A 6,742-nucleotide genomic window follows, 5' to 3' on the forward strand; every position below is an offset into this window, starting at 1 on the left:
GAAATCAACAGGCAATTTTATAAGTGCCAAAATAAATGTAACTATAAAATGATTCATTGGTAAGAAACGTTTTTTGTTGCTATAATTACTTTTTAGAGCCATTCCTTTTAGAAAGGGAGAGAAAAATGTTTCTACCATCCGTCCTATCTTTGTTTTTATATTTTCCGGAAGATAAATCAGAATATATTCCTGCGGGTATTACGTTTGTTATCTTTTTAATTGGTGCTCTTCTGACGATGAGATTCATCATAAAGATTTCCAAACGTGAGGCTCAGAAAACAAAAGAGCTAGAGGAACAAATACTAAAAAATAATCAGTCCAATCAGAGAAACAGTTAACCAGTACTGTTTCTTTTTTTATACGAAAAGAGATGAATAGGTCTCCCCACTCAAGCCCATACTAAGCGCAAATTGTCTATTAATGGGGGAGTACATATGAAAAAAGGCTGGTTGATTATTCCGCTTCTGTTGCTGACAGGATGTATGGAAAAGGAAGTAAAGAAACTGGATGTTGAGATGTTCAATGCTTCGGGAGACTCACTAGGAACAGTTACACTAGCCGAGCAATCTAGCGGTGTGAAAATGTCGGTAAGTTTAAAGGGGCTGCCAGCTGGAGAACATGCCATCCATATTCACGAAAAGGGGAAATGTGAAGCGCCTGATTTTAAGTCGGCAGGTAATCATTTTAACCCAGAAAAAAAAGAACATGGACTCCTTCATCCCAAAGGTGCACATGCTGGAGACTTGCCAAATTTAATTGTAGAGGATAGTGGGTCTGTAACTGCAGAGCTAATGGCACCAAATGTAACGTTAAAAAATGGAAAGAAGTCGTTGTTTACGAAAGAAGGGACATCTATTGTAGTGACCGAAGGGAAAGATGATGGGATGACCCAACCAACCGGCGACTCTGGAAATCGAATCGCTTGTGGTGAAATTTCAAAGAATAAAAAAGGTCAAAAAAAGGCCCAGGAAGAAAAAGAATAAAATTGAAAGCTATCTCAATCAGGGGATAGCTTTTTTGTTGGAAAAATTTAATCAGTATAGGTATAAATCTAAGCTTATCCAAAGAGTGAGACATACACTACAGAGAGACGGTAAGGAGGCGATAAAATGGACAAAAGACAATTTGGAGGATTTCCTGGACAAATGGGTTACCCACAAATGGGAGGCTACCAGCAACCTGGATTTGGACAAATGGGGGGCTACCAGCAACCTGGATTTGGACAAATGGGAGGCTACCAGCAACCTGGATTTGGACAAATGATGGGGGGCTATCAGCAGCCTGGATTTGGACAGATGATGGGAGGCTATCACCACCATCACGGCTATCCACAAATGATGGGGGGCTTTCCACAAATGGGAGGCTTTCAACAACCGATGATGGGTGGGCAGCAAACAGGCTTTCCACAAATGATGGGTGGACAGCAACCTGGATTCCCACAAATGATGGGCGGGCAACAGATGGGTGGCTCAATGCAAGGACAGAAACCACCATCAATGGGCGGCCAACGGAAAAAAGACAAAAAATAATGTGTGTCATCTGAATAACTAGCTATTGATGAACCTGTCAACTTTTATAAGGGACAGGTTTTTCTATTTCTTGCTTTTTATCTTATTTTTCAAGACAATGAATTCAACATAATAAAAATTATTGGAGTGTATGGACATGGACATTGAACAAAAATTATATTACCAAGATGCGTACATACATACGTTTCCTGCCCACATAGTAAAACAAGAGCAGGATGAGCAAGGACTGTGGTATGTTGTTTTAGACCAGACAGCCTTCTATCCAACAGGTGGCGGACAGCCATATGATCAAGGAAGCATTGCTGATAGGAAAGTCTTCAATGTGGAAGAAAAAGAGGGAGAAATTCGTCATTACCTAGAAACCCCTTTACAGGAGATTGAAGGGATAAAAGAAGGGAGAGTTGATTGGGAAAGACGGTTTGACCATATGCAGCAGCATTGCGGGCAGCATATTTTATCAGCTGCCTTTGATCAGCTTTTTAAATATAAAACAGTAGGTTTTCATTTAGGAGCAGAAACGCTGACCATAGACCTCGAAACTGAGACTCTAACAGAACACGAAGTAAAGAGGGCAGAGGAGCTTGCAAATAAAATTATTTTAGAAAATAGACAGATTGAAGTGAAATGGGTAACGGAGGAAGAATTGTCCCAATATGCCCTTCGAAAAGAGACAAAGGTAAAAGAGGATATTCGACTTGTGATTATTCCAAATTTTGATTATAACGGTTGTGGTGGAACCCATCCTAAAACAACCGGAGAGGTTAGCGCCATTAAAATATTAAATTGGGAAAGACAGAAGAAAAAGATTCGGCTTCAATTTGTTTGCGGGCACCGAGTAATAAAACAGCTTGAGAAAAAGCAAAAGGTTTTGCTTGAATTAACTAAGCTACTCAATGCTCCTGAAAAAGAAATGGAAGCTGCTGTCATTCGATTGATTGAGAATGGAAAAGCTTTGGAAAAGGTATTAGAGCTTGCAAGGGAAAATTTACTTCAATATGAAGCAAAGAACTTATTGGCCAAATCAGAGGACTCTCATCAAATAGTGGGTGAAGTATTTCAAAATCGCACCATCCAAGAGCTGCAAAAGCTTGCTCGACTTATAACTGCGGAAAACGATCAGGTCCTAGTTTTCTTTGTATCAACCAATGAAGGTAGGTTACAGCTTGTATGTGCAAGGGGTGCTGCAAGAGAAGAGAATATGAAAGCATTGGTTGGAGAAATTCTACCAAAGATAAATGGAAAAGGCGGTGGAAATGAATCCTTTGCACAAGGCGGTGGAGATGCCCACCTACCAGCAGAAGAGACTCTTGAACTTATCCTAGCGCATTTAAAATAGTAGCTTCCTGTAAGTTTTCTTTACTTGGATATTTAGGTATACTTGGATTAGAAACGTGAGAGGGTGAAAATCGTGGGATTTTTAGATGGATTAATGGGAAATGCATCAGAAGTAAATGCTGCAGAAGTACAGCGGGAATTCGGACGAGTTCTAGCACCGGCTGAACAAATAGAAAAGGCATATAAACTAATTCGTGACATGTTTATTTTTACTAATAAGCGGTTAATATTAGTAGACAAACAAGGACTTACAGGGAAAAAAGTCGAGTACCATTCGATTCCTTATAAAAGCATTACACATTTCAGTATTGAAACAGCAGGTAACTTTGACTTAGATGCAGAACTAAAGATCTGGATCTCAGGGAATGCCCTTCCACTACAAAAGCAATTTAACAAAAACCTTAACATCTATGAACTTCAAAGTGTTCTTGCAGAATATGTTCTGAAATAATACGACGAAGACGAGCTGGAGAGAATAATATGAGAAAAGAGCTTCAAACAAACTTGCAATATGTTGACGCATTGAATGAGTGGGATCCATTTCAATTAAAGTCGGGCGGCTATGAAACAGAGATTGCTGATACCGTGCAAGCAGTGCATGAATTAAATGATCCTAAAAAGCTGGCTGAGCGAATTCAAGCTATTTATGAGTTTTCATTTGAAAAACTAATCCCGATGGAAAACTGTTTCAAAATGGCAGAAAAATTACTCGTCATTAAAGCCAATGAATCTTGTTCTATCTAATAAAAAAAAGGACAAACCATGATGGTTGTCCTCTCAAAAAGGGGGAATACTAGAAAGCTTTATGTTTTAAGCTTTTCCAGATTCCTCTTTTTATATACTCCTAAAAGAGAAAAAATAAAAAAGCGGTACTTTTTGAGCCCGCTTTTCAACGTTACATTTATAATTACTCGCTATGTGCTAATAACTCAGTCGCAGGGATATCTAGAGCAGTAGATAATTTTAGAATCGTTTGATTACTTGGGATTTGTTCCCCGGATTCATATTTTTCAATGGTTTGCGTCCCCACTCTAACCTTTTGTGCTAATTCCTCTTGGGTCATGTTTACTCTTTCGCGGTAAGTTTTAATGGTGTGTCCGATTGTATTCATACCGTTCACCTCTTTTTAGAAAATATATTTTCTCACTATTAGTATATCATTGTATCATTTTTTTACTTATTCCCTTTTTGAACAATTTGTTAAAAATTTCTTCTAGAGCCAATAATCATGGATAAGCTTTTTTGATTAAACCTATTTAATATGATATAATCTTTTAATGCGTATATAAGGGTATAAATAATTATTTCTTAGGAGTGTTTTCATGTCAGAAAAATTCGAAACAGGCAGTATTGTAACAGGTAAAGTAACGGGTATTCAACCATATGGTGCGTTCGTTGCGCTAGACGAAAATACACAAGGTCTTGTACACATCTCCGAAATCACGCACGGCTATGTAAAAGATATCAATGAACACCTTAAAGTTGGAGATGAAATCAAGGTTAAGGTATTATCTGTTGATGAAAATGCTGGGAAAATTGGCTTATCTATTCGTGCAACAGAAGAAGCACCTGTTCAACAACAAGCTGTTAAAGCTAAGAAGCCTCGTAAGCGCCAGGCAGCAGCAATTATTCCTGAAGCTGATGGTCAACAAGGTTTTAACACGTTAAAAGATAAGCTTCAAGAGTGGATTGATCAGTCACAACGCGAAGAAATTAAAAAATAAAGAATCTAAAAGCCTAGGACCTGCTATGACATTGTAGCTTGGACTAGGCTTTTTTTTTGTTTAGCGTACAATGTCAAATACTTTTTTCAAGTTTTTAGGTAACTCAAATACACTTACTGCAATTTCCTTTTTTTTACAAGTAACAATTAACCAAGTATTTATGAAACAGACGCCATTTTCTTGATTCAGAAATGGGTATTCACTCGCTTCTTGGTCTGTATTGATGCATTCTGGCATTGAGTACAAATTAGAATTAACGTACTGATTCGCATTTACAGAACGAGTGGGATAAAGCTAAACATCGAGGTCAGAGCCTCAGGAAATTAGATCCGATCTCCACTCGAACCAAAAGAATGGCGCCTATTAATATGTTTTTTAAGCAGCTATCGGTGATATTAGTTTCTTAGTAACTTCTTGTTTGTAATCAAAAGTAGGATTGTCCCACTTAAACGGTGAATGATTTTTAAGCATCGCGAAAGCGATTTTTATAAACTTGTTTCCCATTGCGATATATATTTTTCCTGCCTTTTTTCCTTTTTCTTTTAACCTGGTAAAAAAAGGTTTAAGAGCGTCGTTGTGGACTGATAGAGAGCGTCCAGCGTTATAGACAGCTCTTCGTAAATTCGCATTGCCTTGTTTCGAGATACGTCCATAATAACCATCAGTAGGACCTGATTGCTTAACAGTAGGATTAGTTCCAGCCTTTTTTATCAGCTGATTCGCACTTGTATAATGGGTGAGATCTCCCATTTCACAGTAGATTTCTGCAGCTGTTACCAGCCCAATACCTGGAACAGTTAAAAGGTAAAGGCCGTCTGTTTCAATGAAAATACGTTCTATTTCCTGTTCATAGGCTTTAATTGTTTGGGTGTGCCATTCATAATCCTTTAGTTTTTGCTTTAGTAGGAAAAGTTCACTGGAAAGGTCACCTAAAGGCCTTGAAACACTTTCACTGGCTGCATAGATAAGTTTTTCAATCGTTGTCTTCCGAATCTTCAAATTGTGTTGTTTAGACAGTCGACTTAAGCCAATTTCTCCAAGTTCTAGGATCTGAGAAGCATGAGGGAAGTGGGTTAAAAGATGTAAACTAGCTTTCCCCCAAAAGTCACTAAAGATAGTTCTCGTCTTAACTTTTCCATCCATTAATATGCTGTAACCCTGGTATTCACGCCAGATATGATCATGCATTGTACGAATCTCTACTTTAATACGTGAACGTTTATTGATTTCACTTCTTCTGGCACGGGTAAGATGTTGAAGTTTTTTATAAACGCCAGTAGCCAATTTGGCATTAGTTGCTTTATTGCCAATCAAGACCTCAGCAATTAGATATAAATCAATATCGTCTGTTTTCGTATAAGTGAGGTGTTGTTTCCGTTCTTCATGAGTTGATGCAGGGTTGATAATATGAACAGAATAGCCTCTCTCCGTAAGGATGCGAACAATGTCCTCATAGTAATGTCCCGTTGCCTCAATGCCGACAAATACACATTCTGCGTTACAGGAAATTTGTGCTTTCTCAATCTTATCAATCAATAACTTCATTCCAGATTGGCTGACCATAAAGGAGAATGAGGGTTCTAGTACCTCCCCGAAATAGTTTAAGATCATAGATTTCTGTAATACTTTTGAGACATCGATAGGAACCAATAAAACTTTTTCTAAATCAGCACCTCTAAGTTCATTTGCGAATTGACTTCTTCTTAACCCTTGTTTACCATTAAGTAGTCTCATTGACTATGTCCTCCTTGTCCGGGTGGGTGATTGAGTTAAACTTGGTTAAGTACTTCAATCGTAACATAGTCACTGGGACATTTTTGTGTCTAAAATGATTATTTCATACACCAGGAAATTATAAAGAGGTCCGAGTGTGGATAACTGAACTAGTTGTCTCTAGCCCCTCAGGTCAAATAACCTTCGGCAAGAAAGTTCAAAAGGCGGACTTTTCCCGCCGAAGAACATTTGCCTGTCGGGGCTGAACGAGGCGCTTCCGCCTTTTGTTCTTTAAAGGTAAGTATAAAATTTGTGACAACCACAGTCCTTAATAGTGTGGTATTTTATGTCCCGCTCCAATGGAAAGAATCCCGAACGGTAAATAGAAGAAGCTTCTAAAGCCTGTGGTAAGAGAAAAAGAGCCCGACCGGTAAATAGAAG

At 38.3% G+C, this 6,742-nt stretch carries 8 protein-coding genes and 1 pseudogene; 7 read left to right on the forward strand and 2 right to left on the reverse strand.

Annotated features, from left to right (window positions below; all coding sequences use genetic code 11):
- The first annotated feature begins 125 nt into the window (after positions 1-125).
- From ABES03_RS21350 to ABES03_RS21375, 6 genes are all read left to right on the forward strand, one after another.
- Positions 126-338, forward strand: coding sequence for a hypothetical protein (locus tag ABES03_RS21350; RefSeq protein WP_430120464.1), 213 nt, complete (start codon positions 126-128; stop codon positions 336-338).
- Between the two features lie 96 nt (positions 339-434).
- Entirely contained in the window at positions 435-983 is a 549-nt protein-coding gene (locus tag ABES03_RS21355) for a superoxide dismutase family protein (RefSeq protein ID WP_430120466.1), read from the forward strand.
- 126 nt (positions 984-1,109) lie between these two features.
- Positions 1,110-1,529, forward strand: a complete 420-nt coding sequence (locus ABES03_RS21360) for a hypothetical protein (RefSeq protein ID WP_430120468.1) — start codon at positions 1,110-1,112, stop codon at positions 1,527-1,529.
- A 136-nt stretch (positions 1,530-1,665) separates the two neighbouring features.
- Positions 1,666-2,865, forward strand: a complete 1,200-nt coding sequence (locus ABES03_RS21365) for an alanyl-tRNA editing protein (RefSeq protein WP_430120470.1) — start codon at positions 1,666-1,668, stop codon at positions 2,863-2,865.
- A 72-nt stretch (positions 2,866-2,937) separates the two neighbouring features.
- Positions 2,938-3,315, forward strand: coding sequence for a PH domain-containing protein (locus ABES03_RS21370; RefSeq protein ID WP_308082671.1), 378 nt, complete (start codon positions 2,938-2,940; stop codon positions 3,313-3,315).
- Between the two features lie 29 nt (positions 3,316-3,344).
- The gene (locus tag ABES03_RS21375; RefSeq protein ID WP_430120472.1) at positions 3,345-3,608 is read left to right on the forward strand and encodes a DUF1871 family protein; all 264 of its coding nucleotides are present in this window, start codon (positions 3,345-3,347) and stop codon (positions 3,606-3,608) included.
- Positions 3,609-3,780: 172 nt separating this feature from the next.
- On the opposite strand, the pseudogene ABES03_RS21380 reads toward ABES03_RS21375, so the two are convergent.
- Positions 3,781-3,975 (reverse strand): annotated as a pseudogene (locus ABES03_RS21380) (helix-turn-helix domain-containing protein); the annotation flags it as partial.
- 211 nt (positions 3,976-4,186) lie between these two features.
- On the opposite strand from ABES03_RS21380, the gene yugI reads away from it, so the two are divergent.
- Positions 4,187-4,588, forward strand: a complete 402-nt coding sequence (yugI, locus tag ABES03_RS21385) for a S1 domain-containing post-transcriptional regulator GSP13 (protein ID WP_430120474.1) — start codon at positions 4,187-4,189, stop codon at positions 4,586-4,588.
- A 375-nt stretch (positions 4,589-4,963) separates the two neighbouring features.
- On the opposite strand, the gene ABES03_RS21390 is transcribed toward yugI, so the two are convergent.
- On the reverse strand, positions 4,964-6,322 hold the full coding sequence (locus ABES03_RS21390) for an IS110 family transposase (protein ID WP_430120476.1): 1,359 nt from the start codon (positions 6,320-6,322) through the stop codon (positions 4,964-4,966).
- Positions 6,323-6,742: the final 420 nt, after the last annotated feature.

Origin of the sequence: Neobacillus rhizosphaerae, from assembly GCF_050477885.1 — a bacterium.
GTDB classification, from domain to species: Bacteria; Bacillota; Bacilli; order Bacillales; family Cytobacillaceae; genus Neobacillus; species Neobacillus rhizosphaerae_A.

What these genes read in the sequence shown, in the direction of transcription:
- ABES03_RS21360 (WP_430120468.1), top strand. Translation starts at nt 1,110, where the DNA reads ATGGACAAAAGACAATTTGGAGGATTTCCTGGACAAATGGGTTACCCA.
- ABES03_RS21355 (WP_430120466.1), top strand. Translation starts at nt 435, where the DNA reads ATGAAAAAAGGCTGGTTGATTATTCCGCTTCTGTTGCTGACAGGATGT.
- ABES03_RS21350 (WP_430120464.1), top strand. Translation starts at nt 126, where the DNA reads ATGTTTCTACCATCCGTCCTATCTTTGTTTTTATATTTTCCGGAAGAT.
- ABES03_RS21375 (WP_430120472.1), top strand. Translation starts at nt 3,345, where the DNA reads ATGAGAAAAGAGCTTCAAACAAACTTGCAATATGTTGACGCATTGAAT.
- ABES03_RS21390 (WP_430120476.1), bottom strand. Translation starts at nt 6,322, where the DNA reads ATGAGACTACTTAATGGTAAACAAGGGTTAAGAAGAAGTCAATTCGCA.
- ABES03_RS21365 (WP_430120470.1), top strand. Translation starts at nt 1,666, where the DNA reads ATGGACATTGAACAAAAATTATATTACCAAGATGCGTACATACATACG.
- yugI (WP_430120474.1), top strand. Translation starts at nt 4,187, where the DNA reads ATGTCAGAAAAATTCGAAACAGGCAGTATTGTAACAGGTAAAGTAACG.